We start from the raw sequence: 26,315 nt of genomic DNA on the forward strand, positions 1-26,315 counted from the left end.
ACACAGTGAATTAAACCTGACGTATTCAAGCCTTTCCCCCTGCTCTGGCAAACTTTTCATCAGAAAATTTGCTAGAGCTACCCGATCAGCAATATTCGCAAACTTCCTGTTTCTAGGACTCAAATTATCCATAAATAAAGAACAATAAGTTCAAAAATAGCATGTTTAACCAACAAAAAAGAAACAATAGAATATCTACTTAACCAGATCAAGCGATGGGCTAAACTGGTTAAATGAGAGATTAATAGCAATTAAACAACGAAAACAGGATGGGCTCCCATGAATCAACCAATAATTGCCGACAACAAACCGAAAGGTGTCGAGCTGGTCAAAGGCGAGGATTATTACTTCTGCGCTTGCGGCCAATCAAAGAACCAGCCTTTCTGCGATGGCTCGCATAAAGGAACCTCTTTTACTCCAAAGCATTTCGTCGCAGAAGACGATGAAACAGCTTACCTCTGTATGTGCAAACATACCGCTAATGCCCCATTTTGCGATGGCACTCATAAGAAGTTTTCTGCCGAGCAGATTGGAAAAGAAGGCCCCGGTGTTCAAATCCAGACAACCCAACTGCCAACCGCTGAACCAACCCCAGAAGAACCGACAGTTGCCTACATTCATGAACTGGCTAAAAATGGACTCTCCAAAGTTGGCCATCATGGCCCTATGACTTCGATGGGCGTGCCACGAAACCAGTTACCACATTGGGATGATATTCAGGTCATGGTCGCACAAATGGCGCGAAAACCGCTGTTTGATGATCATCCAGTGGACACTAAACTGGTTATCGGGCCCAATGCAAAGAAACCGCTTGAACTCGCGTTTCCATTGTTTGTTTCAGACATGAGTTTCGGTGCATTATCTGAAGAAGCGAAAACAGCACTAGCAAAAGGTGCTGAGCTAGCGGGAACTGGAATTTGTTCGGGAGAAGGAGGCATGCTACCGGAAGAACAACAAAATAACTCGCGTTATTTCTACGAACTGGCAAGCGCTCAATTTGGTTACAAAGAAGAGCTACTGCAGCGAGTTCAGGCATTTCATTTTAAAGGTGGTCAAGGTGCTAAAACAGGAACCGGCGGACATTTACCCGGTAATAAAAATATTGGTAAAATTTCTGAAGTTCGTGGAATTGAAGCGGGAAAACCAGCGGTATCGCCGCCAACATTTAAGGACTTGAAAAGTGTCGATGATTTTAAAAAGTTTGCCGATCGAGTAAGAGAAGTTTCCGGTGGAATTCCAATTGGTTTTAAATTAAGTGCCAATCACATCGAGCAAGATATCCAGTTTGCTATTGACGCAAGCGCTGACTATATCATCCTTGACGGGCGCGGCGGCGGCACGGGTGCGGCACCGGAAATATTCAGAGATCACATTAGCGTACCGACAATACCTGCACTGGCGCGCGCGCGCCGCTACCTGGATAAGCAAGGTCTTTCAGGAAAGATTACATTAATTATTACCGGTGGGCTACGCACGCCTATCGATTTTGTTAAGGCACTTGCGCTGGGCGCTGACGGAGTCGCAGTTTCTAATAGTGCAATGCAAGCAATCGGGTGTGTCGCAGCAAGAATGTGTAACACCAACAATTGTCCATCGGGAATTGCTACACAAAAACCTGAGCTGAGAAAAAAATTAAACGTAGATAACGCCGCGACAAAGTTGAAAAACTTTTTTGAAGCATCGGTCGAATTAATGCAAGTGATGGCTCGCGCCTGCGGTCATGAAAAGTTAAGTGATTTTAACCATGATGATCTGGCGACCTGGCATCATGAAATGAGTCGTATTTCCGGTATTAAATTTTCCGGTTTTGAAGTGTAAGTTTTGTCTGAGTAAAGTTTAGCTTCAATAAAAAATGCCCGACTAGTCGGGCATTTTTTTATTCAAGTTCCTGAGCCAAAAGAGCTAGCCTTGAGGTTTCATATGTGGGAATAAAATAACATCTTTAATTGTTGGTGAATCAGTAAACAGCATTACTAATCGATCGATTCCGATACCTTCCCCCGCAGTCGGCGGCAATCCGTACTCCAACGCATTAATATAATCGGCGTCAAAATGCATGGCTTCATCATCACCGGCATCTTTTTCTTCAACCTGCTTTTTAAACCGCGCCGCCTGATCTTCTGCGTCATTAAGCTCAGAGAATCCATTGGCTAATTCTCTACCGCCAACAAAAAACTCAAAACGATCAGTGATGAATGAATTTTTATCATTGCGACGCGCAAGTGGTGACACTTCCCATGGATACTCCGTGATGAAAGTTGGTTGAATCAGTTTGTCTTCGGCTGTTTCTTCGAAAATTTCAGTGATGTACTTTCCTGGTCCCCAGATGCCATCAACCTCCGGCTCTTTAACGTGAACACTTTTCGCATACTCGCGAATTTTATCGAAGTTTTCTTCTGGATTTCTAAATACATTTTCATCAAAATCAGGATTGTATTTTAATATCGCATCAACCATCGATAAACGCTGAAATTTAGCGCCAAAATCATAAGTAATTTCTTCGGTTACATTGCCATCGGAATCTTTTACTGTGTTAACCACAGTTGTTGTGCCTAGTACATCGTTGGCAACGGTGCGCAACATATCTTCCGTCAGATCCATCAGATCATTATAATCAGCGTACGCCTGATAAAACTCAAGCATGGTAAATTCTGGATTGTGACGGGTAGACAAACCTTCATTGCGGAAGTTTCTGTTGATTTCAAACACTCGGTCAAACCCGCCAACAACGAGTCTTTTCAAATAAAGTTCTGGCGCGATACGTAAATACATATCGATGTCCATTGCATTGTGGTGAGTGACAAAAGGTCGTGCAACCGCACCACCAGGAATAACCTGTAGCATTGGAGTTTCCACTTCCATGAAGTTTCGTTCAACTAAAAAGCGACGAATACCCTCAACCACTTTACTGCGCACCAGGAAGTTTTTTCGAGTTTCTTCGTTAGTGATTAGATCAACATAGCGTTGACGATATTTAATTTCCTGATCTTTTAGTCCTTGATATTTTTCAGGAAGAGGACGCAATGACTTAGTCAACAGATGATACTCATCCATCCCTACAAACAAATCACCTTTACCTGATAATTTAAGCTGCCCTTTCACGCCGATAATATCGCCGATATCAATGCCAGACCAACGCTCCTTAATATCTTTTTGCGCATCTTTACTGGCATATGCCTGAATGCGACCGGTCATATCCTGAACCACAAAAAATGGGCCCCGTTTAGCCATCACTCGACCAGCAATGCTGACAATTTGATTAAGCTCAGCGATAGTTTCTTTATCTTTATCGCCAAACTCCTGTTGCAAATCAGCAGCATAGTTCGCCGGTTTAAAATGATTAGGATGACCATTTGACTCGCAGTTCTTGCGGATATTTTCGAGTTTGCCACGTCGTTCAGCAATTAGTTTATTGTCTTCGGCATTCGCCTCTACTCTACTTTCTGCGTTATTCTCTAAACCGGTTTCTTGATTGCTCATAATTTTTACTTTCTTTAACTGTTTTAAAATTTTGTCGCGCCACTATCGGCACCTTACTCGATTAATATTCCGAAGCTAATATTCAGTGACTACAAGCCAGCCTTTAAACTTTCTTCGATAAATCCGTCTAAGTCACCGTCCAAAATTGCCTGCGTATTGGTAGACTCATAGCCGGTGCGTAAATCTTTAATTCTTGACTGATCTAGCACATAAGACCGAATCTGACTTCCCCAACCGATATCAGATTTTGACTCTTCCATCTGTTGTTTTTCAGCATTTTGTTTCTGTATTTCTAGCTCATAAAGTTTGGCCTTAAGTAATTTCATGGCCTGATCTTTATTTTTGTGCTGCGAGCGATCATTCTGACACTGCACGACACTATTTGTCGGTAAATGGGTTATTCGCACAGCAGAATCAGTTTTGTTAACGTGCTGTCCGCCAGCACCACTCGCCCGATAAGTATCAATTCTTAAATCTGCAGGATTAATATCAATTTCAATATCATCCTTAACTTCAGGATAACAAAATACGCTGGCAAAACTTGTGTGTCGACGGCTGCCTGAATCGAATGGAGATTTACGAACTAAGCGATGGACACCGGTTTCAGTTCTTACCCAGCCGAAAGCGTATTCGCCCTGAATTTGTATCGTCGCACTTTTAATGCCTGCAACATCGCCGTCAGATTTTTCGATCAGTTCGGCATTAAATCCACGGCTTTCACACCAACGCAAATACATACGCAATAGCATATCTGCCCAATCTTGAGCTTCTGTCCCACCCGAACCAGCCTGAATATCGATGTAGGCGTTTTGTGTATCCATTTCGCCGCTAAACATCCGTCTGAACTCAAGTTTGGCGAGTTCTTTTTCCAATCCGGCTAAATCACTGACCAATTCATTAACGGTATCTTCATCATTTTCTTCAACAGCCATCTGTAGCAAATCATCGGCATCCGCCAATCCTGACTCCAGGTTTTCGATGGTGTTAACAACGACTTCAAGGCTAGATCGCTCTTTTCCAAGGGCCTGGGCACGGTCTGGTTCATTCCAGACATCAGGCAATTCCAGCTCTCTTTCGACTTCGATTAAACGCTCTTTTTTGGTATCGTAGTCAAAGATACCCCCTAAGAGAACTTTTACGGGACTGTAACTCTTTGATTTGTTCTCGAATAGATGTGACTTCTATCATCGCAAAATTCGTCTATATTTGTTAGGGTTGGTTAATAGACCCAAGTTTGCCGGGCCCTTTGTTAGAGGGCGCTATTCTACTAAAACTGTAGCAGTTAGCCCAGCTAAATATTGAAGAGGAATAAGCACCATGAAGAGATTAATTAATCCACTGTTAATGATATTTGGCGCTTTCGTTTTATCCGCTTGTACTAGCATTCCGATAGAGCAGGTTGACGGTCGCATCAGTGCATGGAAAGGGCTTCATATTGATGAACTCGTTAAATATTGGGGTCTACCGAGCAATCAGCGCCAAGTAGGCGATAAACATTATGCTGAATGGGTCAATCAGAGCAGTGAGCCCGGCAATACCGCGGTGACTATCGGAACTGGTCGCCACAGCAGGCATTCTGCTATAGGCGTTGGTTTCACCTTATTCGATTTGGGCGGTAAGGATGATGCCTGCAGTCGCTTGGTCACTCACACCGAAGCAGGTCTGGTAACAGACATCAGCTGGCAAGGCACGCAAAATTATTGTTTTGAGATTACGCCAGATTTATCCAAAGTTCGTGAAAACAAAGCGGTGGTTCAGAAAAAAAGCTAAGTTACTAGCTGTTTTAGGTGCTTTCCCTCTATAAGACGCTGGTTTTAAGACGACGCTTGTTTAAGCTCGAACGCCAGCTAAACGGTCACACAGCCGGATTCCCGAGTTCAAGTTTTAATTTAATATTGCTCTAAAGGTTCTATTGACCTTACAAGGCTAGCCTGAAACCAAATACGGGAAAGCCTTCCTGCATAAAATCCAGGTCTTTTGAGCGTTCAAACCCAAGCTTTTCGTAAAAACCCCATGCAATTTGCATAGCTTGGGTGGTGTGCAATACAACTTCAGCGTGTCCTTTTTCTTTGGCTAGCTGAATGCAGGCATTGGTTAGGGCTTTTCCAGCACCACTTCCCCGATATTTTGGATCGACACCTAACAATCGGATCCCTGAGGCATTTTTGACACTGGTTGCAGTTCCACCGGAACCATACTGAGCCATATCGCCAAAATACACGACCCCACCGATTAATTCGCCTTCTTTCGATAATGCCACTAATACTTTTGTGTCTTTTTTTTCCGTAAAACGACCAATATTAGCCAGCATTTCATAATACTTGGGCTGCTCTTCCTGCGATGGAAAACCTTCAAGATTTGCATAAACTTCAACCATCAACTGGCCAAGCAACAAAAACTCTTCTTTACGGATATCACGGATCTCAAGGCTTGAAGTCATTTTTTATCTCGAACACGGGTTAGATATTTTTATATTTTGACTAGCGGCGGCCAATAAATCAATCGCAAAAAACAACTCGAAAGCGAGCTAAAGGTAATCTATAAAGATGGGAAAACTCAAGCTTAACCAATTAATATTAAAAGGTTAATACTCCGCTTTAGAATCACTCATACTGAGTAACTTTTCTACAACAGGCAAGTTGGCTTCTGGAAACTGATAATTCTCGATCTGGTTGATGGCGACCCATTGAACCGGTTGACCTTCTAACCCTCGAGGTTCACCATTAAATTCAGTCACCAGGAAAAATTTCAGAAGGACGCTTTTCTCAGGATAATCAAATCGTATTTCAGAGAACTCTGCAGGATCAGCGATGTGAATATCCAATTCTTCAAGTAGCTCTCGCGCTAAGGCACTCTCGGCGCTTTCGCTAGCTTCTATCTTACCACCAGGAAATTCCCAATAGCCGCCCTTGTGTTTTTCGGCAGGTCGCTGCGCAATCAATACCTGATTGTCTTTGATAATAATTGCCGCAGCTACTTGAACTAATGACACGAATTCAGCCGACTATAATCGTGAAAATAATACCGTTAACCTAGCTTAACCTTCCGTGACATTGTTTATATTTCTTCCCAGAGCCGCAAGGACAAGGTTCATTGCGCCCAACTTTTTGCCCTTCTCTCACATACGGAGTATGCGCATCTGCTGGCTCGGCTTCATTACCCGGCATCGCTGATTGCTGTTCGTGTTGATATTGAACATCACGAGAAGCTGCCTCACGTCGACGTTGTTCTTCAACAGCATCAACATCTTCAGAATCTTTCACTTGTACCTTAGACAAGATAGAAATCACGTCAAATTTGACGTTATCGAGCATTTGAGCGAATAACTCAAAAGCTTCCCGCTTGTACTCTTGTTTCGGATTTTTCTGAGCGTAGCTACGCAGGTGAATACCTTGACGTAAATGGTCCATTGCAGCCAGGTGCTCTTTCCAATGGCTGTCAAGGTTTTGTAGCATTATTGACTTTTCGAAATGACGAATAACGACATCACCGACTTTCTCTTCTTTTTCAGCGTAATCTTCCATTAAAGACTCAACAACCTTCTGGCGTAAAGTCTCTTCGTGCAAATTGTCGTCTTCTTCTAACCATTGTTTGATTGGCAGCCCAATCGCAAAATCGCTCTTAAGACGTTCTTCAAGTCCTTCAACATTCCACATATCTTCAATACTTTGTGGCGGAATATACTGGGCAAATACGCTACTCACAACGTCAAAGCGCAAAGACTTCACAGTTTCAGAGACATCTTCTGTGGACATCAAATCAGCTCGTTGCTCATAAATAACTTTACGCTGATCATTCGCAACATCGTCATATTCAAGTAGGTTTTTACGAATATCAAAGTTACGACCTTCAACTTTACGCTGGGCGTTTTCGATGGCTCGCGATACCCATTTATGCTCAATCGCTTCGCCTTCTTCCCAACCCATTTTTTGCATCATGTTGGCCATACGGTCAGACGCAAAAATTCGCATTAAATCGTCTTCCAAAGACAAGTAGAAACGACTACATCCGGGATCTCCCTGACGGCCTGCTCGTCCTCGAAGCTGGTTATCAATGCGGCGAGATTCATGACGTTCAGTACCAATAATCGCCAAACCACCAGCATCAAGCACTTGTTGGTGTCTTGTATTCCAAGCCTCTGTAATCTCTGCTACTTTTTCTTCGGTCGGGTTCTTCAAACCATCGATATCTGCTTGAAGGCTTCCCCCCAACACGATATCCGTACCACGACCAGCCATATTTGTCGCAATGGTAACTGCGCCGGCGCGGCCCGCCTGGGCAATAATATCTGCTTCTTTCGCATGGAATTTAGCGTTTAATACCTGATGCTTAATCTTTTTCTGTTTTAGCACAGAAGAAACAATTTCCGACGATTCAACCGAAGCTGTTCCTACCAGAACAGGTTGTCCATTTGCCGTACGCTCTTCAATTTCTTCAATAATGGCGAGATATTTTTCTTGCTTAGTCAAGAAAATCAGGTCTCCCATATCGTCACGCAGCATTGGTTTATTGGTTGGAATAACAATAACTTCCAGTCCGTAAATCTGATTCAACTCGAACGCTTCTGTGTCAGCTGTTCCGGTCATTCCGGATAGCTTGTCATAGAGCCGGAATAAATTCTGGAAGGTGATAGATGCGAGCGTCTGATTTTCATTTTGAATGTTGGCACCTTCTTTGGCTTCTACTGCCTGGTGCAAACCATCGGACCAACGACGGCCCGGCATTGTGCGTCCGGTATGTTCATCAACAATCACCACTTCACCGTCTTTGACGATGTAATCGACGTCTCTCTTAAATAAAACATGGGCTCGCAACGCGGCGTTTACGTGGTGTAAAAGAGAGATGGAGCTAGCGTTGTAAAGGGATGCGCCATCGGATAAAAGACCCGCACCAATAAGCAGGTTTTCGACATTTTCCTGGCCTTTTTCACTGAGATGCACCTGCTTCGATTTTTCGTCAACAGAGTAATCTCCACTTTGCTGATCTTCTTCATCTTCAAGTTGTTTAAGTTCAGGAATAAGTTTGTCAATCTGTCGATATAAATCAGAACTATCCTCTACAGCGCCCGATATAATCAGCGGCGTTCGAGCCTCATCGATCAGGATTGAGTCAACTTCATCAATAATCGCATAGTGGAGGTCTCGTTGAACTTTATCTTCTGTGGAAAACGCCATGTTGTCGCGCAAATAGTCAAAACCAAATTCATTATTGGTTCCGAAAGTAATATCGCAGGCATAGGCTGCACGCTTAACTTCAGTTTCCTGGCCCGAAAGGATTACACCGACGGATAATCCGAGAAATTGGTAGAGCGGCCCCATCCAGTCAGAGTCACGTTGGGCAAGATAATCATTTACTGTAATAATGTGAACGCCTTTGCCGCTTAGCGCGTTCAAGTATGCCGCAAGAGTCGCAACCAGGGTTTTACCTTCCCCAGTTCTCATTTCGGCTATTTTACCGTCATTCAACACCATCCCGCCGATCATCTGGACATCGAAATGGCGCATGTTGAGCACACGTTTACCGGCTTCCCGCACAACAGCAAAAGCTTCTGCTTGAATATCAATAAGGGTTGCGCCTTCGGAAAGTTTACCTTTAAATTTTTCCGTATATTGCTTCAGCTCTTCATCGCTGAGCTTCTGCATTTCTTCTTCCAGCGCGTTAATACGTGCAACTTTTTTATTCAGTTGCTTGACTACCCGCTGATTTCTACTTCCGAAAATTTTAGTTAGGATATTCCCAAACATGGACGCTAGTTTCCTGATTTTTATTCAATTTTATAAACAAATCTTGACGATATTCAAAGCTTTTAAATAGACGGGCTTTGCTGACAAGTCCCGAATAATTTCGCAATTTATGTAGAAAAGCTCAATTTTCCACATAAATTAGCTAATTTAAACCGCGGAATTGTACCTTTTTAATAGCCTTAGCACTATTATTTCTTAAATTAAACTTCTTAAATTTTAACCACTGCTAGGTAAAGGTTACCTGCAATGTGAAGCTCTGCAAAAGAATTGATGGGGACTTTTCGGCGGATCACAAGCCAATTGGGAAATTTACCTAAAAATAAGATGAATTTTAAATAGTATGAGGCTTTTTACTGGTCAACCTCAACTGCGCATAAGAAGAGCCGGCCAATACACTGAAGCTAAGCTCTATACTTGGCCCGGTCAATCACAATAAGCGATTGACACCTTGAAAGAACTAGAACAACACGGTGATCCATGCGCCTTAAAATTCACATAGAACCCATTTTTATCAATTTGTGCAATGATAAAGAATTCCAGGCAATAATCACCCGGTTAAAGATCGACTCGCTTTAGCTTGCTACAGCTATCATTAACATCCTTCAGATTGCCCACAAGGATTAGATAAATATTGAATCTGCTAAAAATCGTTTTTGATAGTTAAAGTTCGACTTTTTCAAATCATAAGTGATTCGTACCGCAATATTGACCAATTCATGAAACTCTTCAATACAATATTCGATTTGAAGAATATCCTGTTCAAGTCCTGGCAGCTTATCTCTGAAAACAGTTTTAGAACGATCAGTATGCTCGCGCAACTCATAAATCAGACCACAAAGGATTTCCCAGGCGATCATAATTGATAAATAAGAGTGAAATTCACACTGGTTAACGATGGTATTAATTCGTTCTAATACACGAGATAGTTCAGGTTCTGTTTGATTGAGTGACGGTGTCAGCTTTTCGAGAGTCAAGGCCAGCTGCTCGAACTCATATTCAATACCTGATGTCTTTATCGCCGTTGCAAACAAGTCATCTTTGATGACTCGGTGGTTTTTTATATTACGATATTCGTCGTGCCGAAACCTGACCAGATGCTTTTGATTCTCAAATAACACGTTCAATAAAGAAGCTCTTTGTCCCGGAGATTCAGTTTGTTTTTCTTGAAAAATTATTGATTCTTTTACAATGGCTTTAAACCAATCTAAATCCTTGAGTTCAGGCATTTTTCCAGTCAGCATGTTGGCCATGAGTAATAGCCTGGAGTTAACATTGGATACCTCTTCATGCTTATTTTCATAGATCAACGAAATGGTATCAGTGACCGTACTTTCAAAATCCCCAAGCAACTTCTCAACATTATTAGCCGTAGCCTTTGTAAAATTCATGTTATTCACTTCCAGTAATATGGACGCTATCTTTAAAAAGACAGGTGATCGAAATCAGCTAATCAAGCAGCGCTTCTTGTTAAAATATATCCTCTGATACTGACAGTCCAAAAATTACTTTAAATAACGAATTATTAGGAGTGAACGAAAGTGAAATTAGCGTTAAAAACAACGCTTTTGTCTGATTTTTAATCTTTTTTTTAAAAATTTCAGAGGCTTAAATCCGTCAAACTGTAGTAACATAAGTCACAGGAATAGTTTGGAAACTCTCACCTGGTTTGAGAAGTTTCTATCGATGGAAACCATTGAAAAGTAAAATAAGTCCTTCGGTACTATTCAATGCTTTAAGAGCTTAATCTCTTAATCGAAATATGCTATACCTAATTCATCCATAAAAATCTCATATCATGATAAATTGATTTAAGGGCAGTTCAGATTACATGGAAGCAGCCAAACCAAACAGTTGTCAACATTACCGGATAGGGAAATTTGAAGTTAATTTTTCTGAACGGTCGATTACCAGTCCCGATGGTAATACCAGTCATCTGACCAACAAACACGTTGAGCTTCTTAAAATTCTGATTGATAACCGAGAAACCTACTTAAAATCTTCTGAGATACTAAATCTACTTTATGGTGAGCAATATGTCGAAGTCGCGGTTATCAGACAACATATTAAAAATATCAGAGGATTATTTCATGTCGGCATCCATGAAACTGAACAGGCAGAATACATCAATTCGAAGCGCGGTGGTGGTTACCGTCTGGTTGCCGAAGTAGAAGAGATTTTCGTTAAAAAAACAGTCGGCAACAATCTTTCAATCAATTTAATGGCTGTTTTATTGTTCACCGTTATAACAACGGTTGCAATTTTGAGTTTTTATACCGAGCCGACCGACCAGAAACTTGTCAATGACAGCTTTAAAAAGTTCGTACCACTGACATTTCTAAAAGGGATTGAATTTTATCCCAGCCCTTCACCTGATGGAAATTGGATGATATTTGGCCACAAACCACCACAAAGTGGATTTTGGCTCCTATTTGTCAAAGACTTCAACACCGGTCAAATCACCCAGCTCACCCGTGGCGAATTTGTCGATACCAATGTGAGTTGGAACAAAGACTCTGACAAAATACTATTTACCCGGATAAAGAAAGGACAATGCTATTTTATGCAGGCAGACTTTCATCCCAAAACCCAAAGCCTGAGCGACATTAACGCGGTTCATCGTTGTCCCCATGATGCGCAAAGTTCGTACGCTGTATTCTGGCCGGATGAGCAAGGAATTTTTTATTCCACCACAGAGTCTTTTAGTGAACCATACAATTTGTACTCGTTCGCTTTTGAGAACCAACAAGGCTGGCAGGTGACAGCATCTCCCCCTAAAGGACGTGGAGACTATTATCTTGCACTCTCGAACTCCGGCGAGAAACTTGCGGTCTTGCGCAGTAAAAACTGGTTTGACACTGAGATCAGAGTACTCAATACCAAAACCTGGGAATCCCAGTTAATCGATCAGGTCGAGGAACCCTTATTTAGCGTCAGTTGGTCTGCTGATGATCAAAACCTCTATTACAAGAATGCTTCAAACGAAGTTGTTAAGACACATATTGAAACACTCGAAACGCAGATAATATCCAGAGCATCAGTGCCGATCTATTATCCCAAGCTGGTTAACTCTGATCCCCCCAGCATCATTGCAGTTCATGGCGGATTTTCGACTAACGATATTATCAGCCACGACCTGATGACCGGGGAGCAGACCACACTGATTGAGTCTGATTACAATGACTATATGCCAAGCATTTCACCAGACGGTCAGCTCCTGACCTGGATATCAAATCGTTCTGGGAGGTACCAGGTGTGGTTGAAAAATAGCAAAGGCCAAATAAAACAGTTAACTAACCTGCCCAAAAACCGGCGTTTTACCAGTCTTGATATCAATGCTGATGCCACCAAAATTGGCGGCACGGTACATGGCGAGTGGTTTGTGTATGATATCTACGAAAACCAGATAAAGTGGAGCGACGACGCTAACGGCAAATTCAATAACTTTAAGTGGACCAGCGATCCGAATAAAGCTTACCTCGCTAAAGAGTCCGGTGAAAGATGGAGTCAGGTAATTCTCGATGTCGAAACAGCTGCGACCAATTCGACCTTAAATACTGACACTTACCTGGCTGTGGACAGCATCGATGGCAATAGTACTTACCATATGTCTCTGAGCGGAAAAGCAATGACAATTGAAGATAATATGTCGAGCAATCAAAAAACCATACAGTTAATCGATAAAATCATCTACTCATACCAGTGGGATACGACGCAGCTTGGACTCTTTTATTCCCAAAAGGGCGAACTCGGGTGGGAGCTCCATTTATTGCCAGCGAATAATAACAAGGTACCATTTTCCCCGATTCCAATTCCGTCTGGCTCAGTAACAATTTCAAAAGAAGTCAAACAACTAATCACCAGTAAAAACCTCGAAGGGAAAACCGAAATCGTCATCCTGCAATGACGACGAATACTTTTTGAAAAGAAACGATTGAGATTCCATCTTCATTTCTATTAGAGATATTAATTTAACGCTATTTTCACTCCTTTTTAACTCTCACTATCTGAATAATTCACTAGAGTATGCCCTGAGACGTCTCTACTAACTTAATCAATCTTATTTTAGGAGAGAAGATATGCATAAAACCAGTATTGTTGTAGGGTTGTTGTTGCTTTTAGGCTCAGTAACTAGTTTTGCAGACTCTCAAAAGTCAAATTCGAAACAAAATACCCAGCAAGAGAAAAAAACCCAGTCTAAAAAACAGGAAAGCGAGAAAAATATTTTTGATGTTTTATATCTTTGCGAACCTTATCCTGCTTGCGTAGTTTGGCCGGGAGGTGGCGGCAACGACAATTCAAATACCCAAAAGGCTTCGGCCGACAGGAATAAACTGAATTCAAAATAAAGTAAAACGGACATTCAATAAATTTCAATCCGTTGTAGCAGTGTAACTAAAAAGGCTTCCACTTTTAGTCGAAGCCTTTTTAATGTTGTGCCTCCAACAAAATAGTTAGAGGGGCAATAATATTAAGCAGCATTAGACTAGTATTCGCCCCTTTCAAATAACGAACAATTTCCTCAGAACGTTCTTTGGCTCACCCATGTTTCCTTTTAACGAGCGATTAATTTTTGCTATTCAGCTTTTTTATGATTAAAGTGAAAACCAGATTCAACCCTGGTTTTATTCAAATGAGCAACCACTGGAAAAACTTATTTCCCGCATTGACCAATTCCAACATCGCTTACCTTGATTCGGCTTCCAGCTGCCAAGTCCCCGAAGTAGTTATTGATGCGGTCAGCCAGTATCTACGCGAGGGCCATGGCAACCCGCACCGAGGTATGTATTCTTATAGCGAAAATGCGGAAGCAATTTTTAATCGTTGTCGAGAAAAAGTAGCTAACTTTCTCAATTGTCAATCGACAAAAATAGCCTTTACCAAGGGTACAACTGAGTCAATTAACCTAGTGGCCAACAGCCTTCAAAATAAAATCAATTCAGATGATACAATTCTGGTCACTCAAATGGAGCACCACGCCAACCTGCTTCCGTGGCAAAGATTGAGCGAGCAGACCGGCGCCCGATTAAATCTGTTGCCGGTTACCCAGAACGGCGAACTGAAGCTCGATAACCTCGATAACTTTCTGGCAGATAACTGTGCCATTTTCGCATTCACTCACTGCAGTAATGTTATCGGTACATCCAACCCGATTAACCAGTTGGTTTCAGCTGCTAAAAAACACCATGTCGCCACATTAATTGATGGCGCTCAGGCTGTCGCTCACAATAAAGTCGACGTCTTAGATCTTGATTGCGACTTTTACGCGTTTTCCGGCCACAAAATATACAGCCCTGGCGGCATCGGAGTTTTATATTCCCGCCAGCCAGACTCAATTTCTCCCCTGCTGCTAGGAGGTGGCATTGTTAATCGAGTAACAGATAGCAATTACCAATTAACGGATGAGATCACGCGCTTCGAAGCAGGAAGCATAAATATGCCAGGTATTGTTGGACTGGATGCAGCTCTCGACTTTATGACTGAGTTAGATATTGAAAAAATTGCGGTACACGAAATCAGGTTGATTGACCAGATTAGAAAAGCTATTGAGCCTACTGACTATAAAATTATTTCACATCAGAAAAGTAAAAATATCGTGTCAATAGCCAGCGCTCAGTTCCACTCCCATGACATTGCCTCGATTCTGGCAGACGAACAAGTGGCTATACGAGCGGGCCATCACTGTGCGCAGCCTTGCTTGTCAGCATTAGGGTTTAAACATTGTGTCCGGATTTCAGTCGGGTTGTATAACAGCGAAGATGATCTAAATAAATTAATGGAAGCCCTTGAGAAAGTTCGAAGCTATCTAAAGTAGTGACAATTCTGTAGCCAGTTATTTCAATGGCGCAAAAAATTCCGCTCGAAAATATTACTGCGATTCCATCCTGTTTTTATTCTGCTAGTCACTCATGTAATTCTGTAAGTCTTTTATCTACAAGCTCGATAAAATTAGTCAGTTAATCAGAACTCATTACCAATGTTGGCGTATTTTTTAACTAACCTGAACTCGGGTATCTAATCTGGACAAACAGATCAAATTTTTCTTCTGCTATTTTGCATTAATATCTCGGTCGATTTTTTGCCAAAAAAAATCTCCTGACGAGAATGTTAATGTAAAAAAATAATTTTCATCTACCAGCAATTAACCTTTTATCATTACTAAACCGGCTATCTGGAAACCTGCCACTTTACTGTCTACACTGATATACAAGCAAACCACAACGGATTAGAAAAACCTTGAACGTAGAGTTTATTAACCCATTTCTTTCATCAATGACAAACGTACTCGCCACAATGGCAAGCCTGGTTCCCCAAGCGAACGGACCACAAATCAAACATTCTGAATTACCTCCAGGAGACATCACCGGTATCATACCAATGTCTTCACCACAAGCGGATGGTACATTGGCACTTTCGTTTTCTGAACCAGTCATACTGCATATTGCCTCCAATATGCTCGGCGATACATTTAGTGAGATTGACGATGAGATTGCCGATCTCGTAGGAGAGCTCACCAATATGGTGACCGGTGGTGCAAAAAAATTATTAGAGAGTAAAGGTTATGATTTTGACATGGCTACGCCAACAGTGATTAGAGGAAAAGGCCAAAAGATAACTCATGCCTCAAGCTCCGGTGCAGTTATTATTGTTCCTTTTAATACCGAAGCGGGAGATTTTTATGTTGAGGTGTGCTTTAAAAACAAAAGATAAGATACGTGCAAGGCCCTATGATTTACTAGAAAATATTTTAATCATCGAGACCTTCGAAAATAGCCGATTCTCTGGCAGCGTGTTCAGGTTAAGAGAATATTCTTAGATCTTCTGTATCTAGCTGTTCTTCTATTTCCACAACCTGCATAAAAACTTTCAGATCATTTCTTGCATCAGCTTCTGTTTCGAAGGGACCATTAAGTTTGCCTCCGCGAACTTTATAGAAAACGCCACGATCATTAATAATTATCCTTTGGGTCTTGGCGTAGGTCTTGTTAAGCGAATCTGTTTTTCGGTGAATTGCGCGGTTCATATGAAATCCCTTTAATTAATAATCGGCACTATAATAACCCTATTAGTAGTAAAATGGCACCGTAATTTTCCCATAGTCATGTAAGTTATCTCTCACATTCTTGTCCCAACCATGCCAATCAGATGCGGGTGTCCGTTATTGTCCGGCGGATATTACGGACAATGTCCATCCATTAATTCAAACCGTACACACAAGCTATCGCTCATATAATACTCTTTTAAATCAATGAGATAAGATGCAATTATTGCTTTGGCATAGTTCCTGCTATATACAAGCCAATAATAGGTTTATTATCCACCGGGAGCACTTACTTCAATGATACGAGACACATCATCTCAAGACGTAATATTAGATAAACCCAAATACAATAAACACTGGTTACAACTTGGAATAGTCATAGGATTAATCGTTACCCTGGGGATCTTCGCCTACCCTTCTCTGGCCAACTGGTCTTCCGCAGATGTGTCTGTGGATTCTTCACGAGTTCGATTAGCCACGGTAAAAAGAGGCGATTTTGTCAAAGACATTTCATTGCAGGGCAATATTGTCGCTGCTAACAGCCCAAAACTTTATGCCCCGGCCCAAGGGACAGTCACTTTAATTGCCAACCCCGGCCAGTCTGTAGAGAAAGGGGAAAAGGTGGCAACCGTCAGCAGCCCTGAACTGACCAATCGACTACAGCAAGAGCAAGCGAAACTGAAAAGCCTGGCGATTGAGTTACAACGAAAAAAAATAGAGGCAAAACAAACCAAAATAAAAACCCGCCAGCAAATTCAGTTGGAAAAAGTGGTACTCGACGCTGCAAAGCGGGAAATGAGACGAGCAACTGAGTCGATCAAAATTGAAGCGATTAGTCAGTTAGATTATGAAAAAGCCATCGACGATCTAAAGCGCTCACAATTGAAATATGATTTCGCCGTCGAACAGGCCGAGCTGGAAAAAGAAAACCTGGCATTCGAAACTCAGACAGCCGAATTTGAAGTTAACCAATACCGACTACAGGTAGAAAACACACAACGCCTGGTCAATGAACTCGATATTATTGCACCAGTATCTGGCATTGTCGGCTCCTGGTCTGTCGAGCAAAAATCAGCGGTGTCACTGAATGAAGCTTTACTAACGGTGGTTGACTTGTCTGCCTTTCAAGTAGAGATCGATATTCCCGAAGCGTATGCCGACGAATTAGGAATCGGCATGGTAGCGAAAGTCACTTACAACGGCAAAGAATTCGACGCAGCAATGGCGACGATTTCACCGGAAGTCACCAACAATGTGGTAAAAGGCCGGCTCGCTTTTACTGCTGAACCTCCGCCAGGAATAAAGCAAAATCAGCGCGTATCAAGCCGAGTCATTTTAGATGAAAAACAAAACGTGTTGTTTTTGCCTCGGGGCTCATTTGTGCAACACCACGGTGGTCGCCGCGCTTTTGTTGTGAACGAAGGAGTCGCCACCCTGACCGACATCAACCTTGGTACTAGCAGCATTAACAAAATCGAAATTATTTCTGGCTTGCAAGAAGGTCAGGAAATCATTATTTCGAACACTGACTTTGTACGCGACGCAGAAATTTTAATTTTAAACTAATTCCGGGTCCTTGATCTTCAACCCAAATATCTTGATCTTCAACCCAAAAATTTTGACCTAAGAGGAAATCTAACATGCTTAAAATGAATAATATTAAAAAAGTTTTTCGAACAGATCTCGTTGAAACTCATGCCTTACGAGACTTTAGTTTACAGGTTGAAGAAAAAGAATTTGTTGCGGTGACCGGCCCCTCCGGTTCTGGGAAAACAACATTTCTCAATATCACCGGTATGTTAGAAACCTTTGACGGTGGCGTCTATGAACTCGATAACGAAGATGTAAGCAAACTCAATGACAAACAGCGTTCTCGACTAAGAAACGAAAAAATCGGTTTTATCTTTCAAAGCTTTAATCTTATTCCAGATTTAAATCTATTTGACAATGTCGACGTGCCTCTAAGGTATCGTGGTTTTAACGCCAAAGAGAGAAAACAAAGAATTGAAAATGCGTTAGAAAGAGTTGGTTTATCGGCTCGATTGAAACATCTACCGTCACAACTTTCCGGCGGACAGCAACAAAGGGTTGCAATTGCTCGAGCGCTGGCAGGTGACCCAAGATTTTTGCTTGCTGACGAACCAACCGGAAACCTCGACTCGCTTATGGCTCGTCAAGTAATGCAGTTATTAGAAGAGATCAATCAACAAGGAACAACCATTATTATGGTTACGCATGATTCTGAATTAGCACGCAGAGCTCATAGAAATATTCATATCGTTGATGGCCAAGTCAGCGACTATCAAGATTTACAGCCTGTTCTTGACGTTGCGGAAGCTTAAGAGGAATTCACGATGTTCCAATATTATTTAAAACTCTCCTGGTTAAGTATAAAAAGAACGCCGATGTTGTCAGCACTAATGGTGATTGCGATTGGTCTTGGAATTTCGGTGAGTATTACAGTGCTTACCGTTGACTATCTTATGTCTAAGGATCCGTTACCGGGAAAAAGCCACAAGCTATTTCACGTTCAATTAGATACCTATAACAAAGGAAATACTGATAGTGCGCCGGGCGGTTTGCCATACCAGCTAACCTATCAGGATCTTATGAACCTGTCTCGTTCAGAAATTCCTTCCAAACAATCACGTAGTTTACGCTCAGGTTTTTCAGTAATACCGGAAAAAGTCGGGCTTACTCCATTCTCACGTTCAGCACGAGTTATCGATAATGATTTTTTTGAAATGTTTAAGGTGCCTTTTTTGTTTGGTAGCCCGTGGGAAGATGAAGTCAACAATAAAGCCAAAAAAGTTGTGGTCATCGCAAAGCGACTCAATGACAAATTGTTTGATGGCGAAAATAGTGTTGGGAAAACCATCAATCTTGATAAGCAATTGTTTACCATTGTTGGCGTGATTGATACCTGGGAACCTACACCACGATTTTACGACGTGAACAACGGCGCATTTAGCGATACCGAACAATTATTTATTCCTTTTTCGCTAATTCCAGTATTGGAACTTCCCAGTTGGGGTAGCAACAATGCCTGGAAATCTGAAGTATTCGAATCTTATGAAGATAAACTCAGATCAGAAACGATGTGGCTTCAATATTGGGTACAACTCGATACCAAAGCGAAACAAGAGGAATACCGTGAATTTCTCGCCGGTTATGTTGAACAACAACGTCCACTCGGCCGCTTTGAAAAAGAAGATGCGAAAACCGATATCAAAGATGTTGTTCAATGGATGGAGAATAACCGTGTTGTTAGTGACGATAATTCAGTATTAGTTGGATTGTCTTTCATGTTTCTAGCAGTCTGTATGCTTAACACTATCGCACTACTTCTGGCCAAATATTTGAAACGTGCGCCGGAAGTTGGTGTCAGACGCGCTTTGGGTGCAAGCAAATTAGAAATTTTCACTCAGCATATAGTAGACGTTGGCTTAATTGGGCTGGCAGGAGGAGCGTTAGGTTTGCTCCTGGGTCAGCTAGGCTTGCTTGGAGTAAAAAGTCTTTATGCAAATTACGAACGCCTGGTAAACATGGATTTAACGCTCATCGCAACGGCAATTGGATTAGCAATCGGAGCTAGTATCATCGCTGGACTTTATCCGGCATGGTTAATTTGTCGTACCAATCCATCTATTTATCTGAAGACTCAGTAGGAGAAGCACATGTTAGAAATAAAACCAATTTTAAGTGCTTTGCTTCGCCACAAGAGCAGCACGTTACTCATCGTTTTACAAATAGCACTGACCTTAGCCGTGGTGGTCAATGCAGTTTATATTATTTCAGAACGTCTCAGTTTAATTGACTCAAAAAGTGGGCTTCCCGAATCAGAAATATTTACATTAGGCATGAATGCTTTTGGAGAAAACCCTGACCTCAAATACGATATTCAAGCCGACCAGGAACTGATAAGAAATATGCCCGGCGTAGTCGATGCAGTTGTTATTAATGCGACGCCTTTAGGACGAGGCGGCGACAACAGCAGCGTTGCCGGCACCAAGGAAGATTACGATAATGGCAACAACGTCAATGTTGCATTTTATCGCGGCGATTCACATATGCTGAATAGCTTCGGTATCAATCTCATTAGTGGAAGAAATTTTACTGAAGAGGAAATAATTTACAACCGAGGTTATGTTGATCCGAAAGTTGCCATTATTACCGAAACAGTCGCCAAACGCTTGTATCCTGATGGCAATGCGCTCGGTAGTAAAATTTACTTTAATAATTATGAAGTCACCATTATCGGTATCGTCGACTACGCGGTTAGCCCTTGGGTACACCACCCTAATCATGATATGGCAATTTTTAACCCGTTAGTTCATTTAGATGCGTTCCATAGAGTGCTTGTTCGCACTGAAAAAGGCGCTCTAAAAGAAGTCATGGGACAGATAGAAGAAAAATTACTCGAACGCAATCCTGATCGAGTGGTTTTTGCCGCAAGAACGATGGCGGAAAATAGAGAGCTCAGTTATCAGGGTGACGTCGCCATGAGTAAAATACTCACCGTGGTAATTGCCCTTCTAGTTACCATAACTGCACTCGGCATCGTTGGAATAGTTAGCTTTAATATCAGTCAACGCACTAAACAAATTGGCACTCGTCGCGCTTTAGGCGCAAGTAAAGCAGATATTCAGCGCTACTTTGTCACTGAAACAATTATCCTGACAACACTGGGTCTTGTTATCGGAACTATTCTGGCAGTTACCTTCAATATGCACCTGGTTGACAGCTACCAACTACCGCCCATCCAGTGGCATTATATTCCAGTGGGAATGATTACCATGTTAGTAACGGGGATACTCGCAGTTTGGGTGCCGGCCAAAAGAGCTTCTTCAGTTTCGCCGGCTGTCGCAACACAAAGTATCTAATCAATTATTCCGGCGTCTCATTAAACTTTCCAATGATTAGTTAATTGTTGGAAAGTTGATGAACAACTTCGAACTAGTTAACTTGAGTTAGAGATAGTTAAAGACGCTCTTAGTTGGAATTCGTGAGCAGTCTCAACTAAAATACCCGGCTTATCAATAAGTCATTTAAAGATATCTGTTTTGTGTTACTTTTAGCACCAACTACTCACTGTTTGATTAACCAATAATAGGACACGAATAATCCGATGAACCAGATTCTGGTAATTGATGACAACCAGGGCATAGCAACCGCGTTGGAAGTTCTCTTCTCGTTGTACGACATCGAAACAATCCATGCTGATTCTCCTGAAAAAGGACTGTTTCTGCTGCAATCCAACCCAGTTGATTTGGTTGTGCAAGACATGAATTTTTCAGAAGACACGACTTCAGGAGAAGAAGGACATATTCTTTTTAATCAAATTCACACGGCGTATCCTGACTTGCCGGTAATTTTACTGACCGCCTGGGGTAATCTTGAGATGGCAGTAGAACTGGTAAAAGCAGGTGCAGCTGACTATTTAACCAAACCTTGGGACGACAATAAATTAATTACCACTGTTAAAAATCTGATCGAACTTGGCCAACTACGTCAACAAACCAACTCAATGCTTTCGCAAAAATCCAACCAGGCCAATGAGCTCGCCAACCAATATGATTTATGCGGTACTATTTTTAGTAGTCAACGCATGTTACAGAGTTTAACCATGGCGACTCAGGTAGCTCATTCAGACATTCCCGTATTGATTACCGGCCCTAATGGTAGTGGTAAAGAAAAAATTGCTGAGACCATTCAAGCAAACTCTAGCGTCAAAGATAAACCTTTTGTCAAAGTAAATATCGGAGCGCTACCGGTGGAATTGTTAGAAGCAGAACTATTCGGCGCAGAAGCTGGTGCATTTACCGGTGCAGCCAAAAAGAGAATCGGCCGTTTCGAGTCTGCTGATGGCGGCACGCTTTTTCTAGACGAAATCGGCAACCTGCCACTCTCAGGACAAATAAAACTTCTGCGTGTACTGCAAACCGGGGAGTTTGAACGACTAGGTAGTTCTGAAACTCGAAAAGTTAATGTAAGAGTTATCAGCGCAACTAACGCCGACCTGCTCGAAGAAATCAAGACAGGTCAGTTTAGAGAAGATCTCTATTATCGATTGAATGTCATCGAAATTAAAGTGGCACCACTTTCCCAACGTGTAGACGATATACTCCCCCTTGCGTTGCATTTTATGCCTGATGATCATACGCTTTCCCACGACGCAGAAAGAACATTGCTAAACTATGCTTGGCCAGGCAATGTACGTGAACTTGAAAACGTGATTAAAAGAGCAAGTTTATTAGCAAAAAATAAACGCATTGAAGCTGAAGATTTTGGTATCTCTGTAGAAAAAATTGAGGTTACTCAACGACAATCTAATGAACCGGACAAAGCGATGATTATTCAAGCGTTAGCAGAAAACAAAAACAATATCTCCCAGGCTGCTAAACAACTCGGATTAAGTCGCCAATCGCTCTATCGTCGCATGGATAAATTTTCGATACCCAAATAAAGCCAGCTAAAAAATATTACTTAAAACCACAAAGCAAAATAACGGCAATCGGACAACGACTCAACAACCATAGGGTTCTTTTTGAAACTTAAATTAACGCTTGAAGCACAACTGACAATTCTGACTTTTACGCTGGTGCTCTCGATTATTTTCGTGACAGCTAGCCTTCACTATTGGCTGGATAATATCGCTCTTGCCGTTCTATTTTCGGCCGCTCTGATTATCCCCGCCAGCTTTGCCGTATTAAGATTCTATATGAATCCAATTAACCGGATTCTGGTGGCACTCAACGATGGCTTTCATAACTTTCTCGATAATGATTTTAGCGTTTCCATCGCTAAAATCAGAAATGATGAGCTCGGAGATTTAATCGAAACTTACAATAAAGTCGGTACAGCACTACGCAACGAGCGTGTTTATCTCTATCAGCGAGAACTCTTGCTTGACACTGTTATTCAGACGACGCCTCTATCGCTAGTATTAACCGACGACTCCCACACAATCATTTACAGCAATAGTGCAGCACGCAAACTATTCAACCAGGGAAAAGCCATTAATGGGTATCAATTCGATAAATTGTTAGACGCATTGCCAACTTCTTTTAATCGAGCAGTTAAATCGGAACTCAATGGCTTATTTACTGTGTCGGAAAAAGAGATCAACAAGACTTACCACTTAACGCAAAATCGATTTCTTCTCAATGGTAGACAACACCAGCTGTACCTGTTCAAGAGTTTAACTAAAGAAATTAATCGCCAGGAAGTCAATATCTGGAAAAAAGTGATTCGCCTGATAAGCCATGAACTCAATAACTCCCTGGCTCCCATTTCGTCTTTGGCACACTCTGGTCAACTATTGAGTCAGAGAGACCAACTCACTAAACTCGATGGTATCTTCTCAACCATTGAAGAAAGAGCTAAGTATCTACAACATTTTATTGAAGGTTATGCCGAATTTGCCCGACTTCCCAAGCCAAGAATTCAACGAATTGAAACCTTTCAATTTCTTAACAGTCTTGCAAAAATAAAACAATTCAGACTAATTTGCGATGAAAATGCCCCGCCTTTATATTGTGATCCTTCACAACTACAACAAGTTATTATTAACCTGATAAAAAATGCACACGAATCAGGTTCTGAAATAGAAGCCATCGAATTAATTGCCAATAGCAACGCCGATACTTTTGAAATTCAGATTAATGACAGGGGTAAAGGTATGAGCGATAAAAACCTGAGTAACGCACTATTGCCGTTTTACTCGACAAAATCAGAAGGAACAGGGTTGGGTTTACCGCTATGTCGCGAAATCGTTGAAGCCCATGGCGGCAGAATGATGTTTAACAATCGTAATAATGGCGGGCTCAAAATTACTTTAGCGATTCCAAATAAAAAGCCCGAATAAGAATTAGGATCGTCGTTTAAGCTAGTAGTCTCGATAAATAATTTCTTAATTCATTCTGTGTTGAGAAAACCTCGATTAGAAATCGAGGCTACTTACTAAAAAAAGGAAACAACAGCTCTATATTTTATCAAAAAATTACTGATTGATTTCTTCGTCGATCATCTGTTGAAAAATATCAATTGGCTGTGCGCCTTTGATAAAACGACCATTAACATAAAATGCCGGGGTTGACTGAATTCCAAGTCGCTGCGCTTGCTGGACTTCCGCTGCAACTCGTGCAGCATATTTACCCGTCGATAAACACTGGTTAAACGATTCTGTATTCAAACCAATTTCTTTTGCCATATCTTTAATAATACCCACAGACAAATTTCGGTAGTTCTCAAACATTTTGTCGTGGAGTTTCCAGAAATTCCCCATGCCTTGCTCTTGTGCGCAAATTGATGCTTCAGCGGCTTTTTCAGCACCGGGATGAATGGAAGACAGTGGGAAATGTTTGTAAACAATTTTGATTTTGTCACCGTACATCTTGCTCAGTTGATATAAAGTGTCATTCGCGCGCGAACAATAAGGACATTCAAAATCAGAAAATTCGATAATAGTGACTTTTGCATTTTCACCACCCCGATAAGGCGCGCCTTCAATATCAACGTCAAACCTTGGCTCTTCTGGTTCCCGCAGATTAATTTGAATATTGTGTTTCTTAGTCTGACCGTTAAACCAGGAATCAATTTGCTCAGAAATTTGCTGGCTCATCATGTAACGCCGAACCTGCTCTTTTAAGTTCGTGTTAATTTTATCTTGAGGGATCCGTCTTTTAACAATAAAAGCATCGATTTGAGCATCTGTAACAGGTTTAGGCTGCGCAATATACTGACTGATATACTGCTCTTCCGACATCTCCTTGCTACGCGGATCAAGTTTAATCAGCTTCTCAATGAGTAGTTTTCGCAGATTGGCCATCTGTAAACTGTAAAGCGCTTTTTCAGCTTCATAAATCTCCAGTTCACTACCTTTTGTCAGCGAATCATAAGTGATGTTTTCACCATTAAGCGAAGCCGCAACATCGGCAGAGGCAGCACTTGCAGAAAACGTAGCGCCAAAAACTACACACAATAATAGCCCTGCTAACAGCTTGATTTTAACTAACATCTTTTTGACCAACATCTGATATCTCCAGCCTTATTTCGGCAAACATAAATTCATATAACGCTTTAACAAGAAACACCGATCAGTGAGTCGAGCTTCCATTAAATGGGTCGACAATAGTAATGATATTTACTACCTGAATCAACGACCCGCCCCACAAATAGCGGGTATAAACACTACTATGACCACATTAATCGCAAACTATTACAAAATATTCTAATATTGTTGCAAGGCCAGCTAACAAAACATTGCAATCTCAAAGTTATTTTTAAACACAATGCATGCTCAGGCCGAAACTCCATCAGATCAATAACCAACCTGAATTAGGGATAAGAACTCAGGTTAACTAATAATAAGGAGAAACCTATGATTTCAATCGCAAGCCTTTGGCTGCCAATATTACTCTCTGCTGTCGCTGTATTTATCGTTAGTTCAATTATCCATATGTTATTGCCATACCATCGCTCGAACTTGTCCGCCGTTCCCGACGAGCAAAACTTCAGAGATACCGTCAGACCACTTCAAATCCCTGCCGGAGAATACATGTTTCCCTACGCGGGAAGCCCTAAAAATATGGAGTCAGAGGAATATCAACAAAAGTTAAAAGAAGGTCCAGTAGGAATACTGGTATCGTTACCTAATGGTCCGTGGCCCATGGGAAAAAGCCTGGTGCAATGGTTTATCTACAGTTTGGTCGTAGGCATATTCGCTGCTTATATTGCTGTCCAGTCTTTGCAGGTTGGTGCCAATTATTTGGCCGTGATGCAGATGGTCGGTGCCAGCGCATTTGCCGGGTATGCACTCTCGTTACCGCAAAACTCTATCTGGTATTTTCGTGCCTGGAGTACGACAGCGAAATTTATTTTCGATGGAATTATCTATGCACTACTAACCGGTGGAATTTTCGGTTGGCTTTGGCCTGCCGCCTGAGCAACATAAATGCCATAGATAATCAGTGCCGGAGATAATTAATAGCAAAATATATCAATTAAAAATTACACGCTTTGCTCTAAAACCACTAACTTATCCGTTACTG

Annotated in this window: 21 protein-coding genes; 13 read left to right on the forward strand and 8 right to left on the reverse strand. The window is 41.6% G+C overall.

From position 1 onward, the window contains the following. Window positions 1-279 precede the first annotated feature (279 nt). Window positions 280-1,818, forward strand: a complete 1,539-nt coding sequence (locus FLL46_RS21750) for a glutamate synthase-related protein (RefSeq protein WP_142933672.1) — start codon at window positions 280-282, stop codon at window positions 1,816-1,818. 84 nt (window positions 1,819-1,902) lie between these two features. Here the strand turns inward: FLL46_RS21750 and lysS are convergent, their stop codons facing one another. Then, complete coding sequence (gene lysS, locus FLL46_RS21755; protein ID WP_142933674.1) at window positions 1,903-3,480, reverse strand: lysine--tRNA ligase; 1,578 nt, start codon at window positions 3,478-3,480, stop codon at window positions 1,903-1,905. 89 nt (window positions 3,481-3,569) lie between these two features. Continuing rightward, window positions 3,570-4,668, reverse strand: a protein-coding gene (gene prfB / locus FLL46_RS21760; RefSeq protein WP_142933675.1) for a peptide chain release factor 2 whose coding sequence is annotated in 2 segments (ribosomal slippage) — window positions 3,570-4,592 and window positions 4,594-4,668 — 1,098 coding nt in all. Because the reading frame shifts where the segments join, the coding sequence is not laid out codon by codon here. Between the two features lie 129 nt (window positions 4,669-4,797). Here prfB and FLL46_RS21765 point away from each other — a divergent pair. Further along, complete coding sequence (locus tag FLL46_RS21765) at window positions 4,798-5,250, forward strand: hypothetical protein (RefSeq protein WP_142933677.1); 453 nt, start codon at window positions 4,798-4,800, stop codon at window positions 5,248-5,250. 148 nt (window positions 5,251-5,398) lie between these two features. Here the strand turns inward: FLL46_RS21765 and FLL46_RS21770 are convergent, their stop codons facing one another. The 4 genes from FLL46_RS21770 to FLL46_RS21785 form a co-directional block, all read right to left on the reverse strand. Further along, window positions 5,399-5,920 carry a GNAT family N-acetyltransferase gene (locus FLL46_RS21770; protein ID WP_142933679.1) on the reverse strand — a complete coding sequence of 174 codons (522 nt, stop codon included), beginning with the start codon at window positions 5,918-5,920 and terminating at the stop codon, window positions 5,399-5,401. Between the two features lie 144 nt (window positions 5,921-6,064). Next, window positions 6,065-6,472 carry an 8-oxo-dGTP diphosphatase MutT gene (mutT, locus tag FLL46_RS21775; protein WP_142933681.1) on the reverse strand — a complete coding sequence of 136 codons (408 nt, stop codon included), beginning with the start codon at window positions 6,470-6,472 and terminating at the stop codon, window positions 6,065-6,067. Window positions 6,473-6,512: 40 nt separating this feature from the next. Next, window positions 6,513-9,224 (reverse strand): preprotein translocase subunit SecA, encoded by a 2,712-nt coding sequence (gene secA / locus FLL46_RS21780; RefSeq protein WP_142933683.1) that lies wholly within the window; start codon window positions 9,222-9,224, stop codon window positions 6,513-6,515. 620 nt (window positions 9,225-9,844) lie between these two features. Then, on the reverse strand, window positions 9,845-10,612 hold the full coding sequence (locus FLL46_RS21785; protein ID WP_142933685.1) for a hypothetical protein: 768 nt from the start codon (window positions 10,610-10,612) through the stop codon (window positions 9,845-9,847). A gap of 440 nt (window positions 10,613-11,052) precedes the next feature. Here FLL46_RS21785 and FLL46_RS21790 point away from each other — a divergent pair, with 440 nt between their 5' ends. The 4 genes from FLL46_RS21790 to FLL46_RS21805 all read left to right on the forward strand — a co-directional run bounded on the left by FLL46_RS21790 (window position 11,053) and on the right by FLL46_RS21805 (window position 15,932). Then, window positions 11,053-13,128, forward strand: a complete 2,076-nt coding sequence (locus tag FLL46_RS21790; protein ID WP_142933687.1) for a winged helix-turn-helix domain-containing protein — start codon at window positions 11,053-11,055, stop codon at window positions 13,126-13,128. 172 nt (window positions 13,129-13,300) lie between these two features. After that, window positions 13,301-13,570: a hypothetical protein gene (locus FLL46_RS21795; RefSeq protein WP_142933689.1), complete on the forward strand. Its 270-nt coding sequence runs from the start codon at window positions 13,301-13,303 to the stop codon at window positions 13,568-13,570. 284 nt (window positions 13,571-13,854) lie between these two features. Beyond that, window positions 13,855-15,036, forward strand: a complete 1,182-nt coding sequence (locus FLL46_RS21800) for an aminotransferase class V-fold PLP-dependent enzyme (protein ID WP_168204283.1) — start codon at window positions 13,855-13,857, stop codon at window positions 15,034-15,036. 422 nt (window positions 15,037-15,458) lie between these two features. After that, window positions 15,459-15,932, forward strand: coding sequence for a chemotaxis protein CheX (locus FLL46_RS21805; protein WP_142933693.1), 474 nt, complete (start codon window positions 15,459-15,461; stop codon window positions 15,930-15,932). Between the two features lie 88 nt (window positions 15,933-16,020). Here FLL46_RS21805 and FLL46_RS21810 read toward each other — a convergent pair whose 3' ends face one another. Beyond that, a complete protein-coding gene (locus FLL46_RS21810; RefSeq protein WP_142933695.1) occupies window positions 16,021-16,245 on the reverse strand; it encodes a DUF6316 family protein in 225 nt (74 codons plus the stop codon). A 315-nt stretch (window positions 16,246-16,560) separates the two neighbouring features. Here FLL46_RS21810 and FLL46_RS21815 point away from each other — a divergent pair, with 315 nt between their 5' ends. The 6 genes from FLL46_RS21815 to FLL46_RS21840 all read left to right on the forward strand — a co-directional run bounded on the left by FLL46_RS21815 (window position 16,561) and on the right by FLL46_RS21840 (window position 24,130). After that, a complete protein-coding gene (locus FLL46_RS21815) occupies window positions 16,561-17,829 on the forward strand; it encodes an efflux RND transporter periplasmic adaptor subunit (protein ID WP_142933697.1) in 1,269 nt (422 codons plus the stop codon). Between the two features lie 74 nt (window positions 17,830-17,903). Further along, window positions 17,904-18,605, forward strand: coding sequence for an ABC transporter ATP-binding protein (locus FLL46_RS21820; protein ID WP_142933699.1), 702 nt, complete (start codon window positions 17,904-17,906; stop codon window positions 18,603-18,605). 12 nt (window positions 18,606-18,617) lie between these two features. Continuing rightward, complete coding sequence (locus tag FLL46_RS21825) at window positions 18,618-19,931, forward strand: ABC transporter permease (protein ID WP_142933701.1); 1,314 nt, start codon at window positions 18,618-18,620, stop codon at window positions 19,929-19,931. Window positions 19,932-19,940: 9 nt separating this feature from the next. Next, window positions 19,941-21,146: an ABC transporter permease gene (locus FLL46_RS21830; protein ID WP_142933703.1), complete on the forward strand. Its 1,206-nt coding sequence runs from the start codon at window positions 19,941-19,943 to the stop codon at window positions 21,144-21,146. Between the two features lie 245 nt (window positions 21,147-21,391). Beyond that, window positions 21,392-22,729 carry a sigma-54-dependent transcriptional regulator gene (locus tag FLL46_RS21835; RefSeq protein ID WP_142933705.1) on the forward strand — a complete coding sequence of 446 codons (1,338 nt, stop codon included), beginning with the start codon at window positions 21,392-21,394 and terminating at the stop codon, window positions 22,727-22,729. An 81-nt stretch (window positions 22,730-22,810) separates the two neighbouring features. Next, window positions 22,811-24,130 carry a sensor histidine kinase gene (locus FLL46_RS21840; protein ID WP_142933707.1) on the forward strand — a complete coding sequence of 440 codons (1,320 nt, stop codon included), beginning with the start codon at window positions 22,811-22,813 and terminating at the stop codon, window positions 24,128-24,130. 135 nt (window positions 24,131-24,265) lie between these two features. Here FLL46_RS21840 and FLL46_RS21845 read toward each other — a convergent pair whose 3' ends face one another. Then, window positions 24,266-25,297, reverse strand: coding sequence for a DsbA family protein (locus FLL46_RS21845; protein WP_142933709.1), 1,032 nt, complete (start codon window positions 25,295-25,297; stop codon window positions 24,266-24,268). 348 nt (window positions 25,298-25,645) lie between these two features. Between FLL46_RS21845 and FLL46_RS21850 the strand changes: the two genes are divergently transcribed. Beyond that, the gene (locus FLL46_RS21850) at window positions 25,646-26,209 is read left to right on the forward strand and encodes a hypothetical protein (RefSeq protein ID WP_142933711.1); all 564 of its coding nucleotides are present in this window, start codon (window positions 25,646-25,648) and stop codon (window positions 26,207-26,209) included. Window positions 26,210-26,315: the final 106 nt, after the last annotated feature.

It is taken from the genome of Aliikangiella coralliicola, assembly GCF_007004725.1.
Classification (GTDB): domain Bacteria; phylum Pseudomonadota; class Gammaproteobacteria; order Enterobacterales; family Kangiellaceae; genus Aliikangiella; species Aliikangiella coralliicola.